The sequence below is a fragment of the Bacillus glycinifermentans genome, assembly GCF_001042475.2.
Taxonomy (GTDB): domain Bacteria; phylum Bacillota; class Bacilli; order Bacillales; family Bacillaceae; genus Bacillus; species Bacillus glycinifermentans.
The window spans coordinates 1-944 of record NZ_LECW02000073.1; the positions used below are offsets into that span (position 1 = coordinate 1).

A 944-nucleotide genomic window follows, 5' to 3' on the forward strand; every position below is an offset into this window, starting at 1 on the left:
CTGATCCCGGACCGGTTCATATAAAACCACCGGACAGCCCGGTCGAAGTCGTCTGTTGGGTAATCCTCAGTCTTCCATTTCTCGTAAAGCGCCCGGCTGTAAGGAATAGACTCACAAGCCTTTTGCATTGCTTTCGGATCCTTTCTGACTTGCATTAGGAAATTGACCACATTTCCGTCAATATCGTTGTACACTTCATGGGATATTTTCGGCTTATTTGCTATGACATGGGCCGCACCGCCGAAAGGCTCGACATAAACCTTATGGGCGGGCATTTTGTTTATGATGTGTTCGGCATATTTGGCCTTGCCGCCAAACCAGATTAAAGGTGACCTTGCCATCTTGCTGCCTCCTGTTCCATGATTGCTTTGAAGATCGGGAAAATTTGCTGAGGCACCACCGCGTTGCCTAATCCTTTAATTCTGTCCACCCGATTGGGAACCCCATGAGCCACTCGACCCACGTCGGGTTCAGGTGTCCACCGTTGCCCGCCGTCATCTGTTTCCGTTCCTCTTCGGTAATGACTCCTTTTTCCTGAAGATCGATCATCGTTTGAAATGATCCAGTGCCGCCGCACATCCCCTTGGTTCTCGGTGTCGGCCATAGAACGGCATCTGGCAACGTCTGATGATTCCAGTTCGGACCGGTTCGTCCCTTCCAATCCCGCGCTGTCGGTGTCGGCCATAGTTTTGTGACAGCCGTGTGCAGGTTTTGACATGATGGATTCATGGCTTTCTTTTCGTTGTAACTCTTGCTGTTTGGATTGTTGAACCGCTTGCGGCTGTCTCTCGTATTCCATGCGTCTGACGCTGTCGGAGTAGGCAACAACGAATGTTCGATCTCTTCGATGTTTGGCGTCGACGGCACAAGCCGGTATAATAAACGATTGCCCTTTGTAACCTGCACTTTCCAGGTCAAATAACGTGCGGTCGAGCTCCATATTG

The 944-nt window shown here is 50.4% G+C and carries 2 protein-coding genes; both read right to left on the reverse strand.

The genetic code is table 11. The annotated features are described in order from the left end of the window. Positions 1 to 341 (reverse strand): DNA adenine methylase (locus AB447_RS23905; RefSeq protein ID WP_172796394.1); only part of this gene is annotated, 341 nt, incomplete at its 3' end. Next, positions 323 to 944, reverse strand: a 622-nt coding sequence (locus AB447_RS26550; RefSeq protein ID WP_172796395.1) for a DNA cytosine methyltransferase, incomplete at its 5' end; no start/stop codon positions are given. The genes AB447_RS23905 and AB447_RS26550, both read right to left, overlap by 19 nt.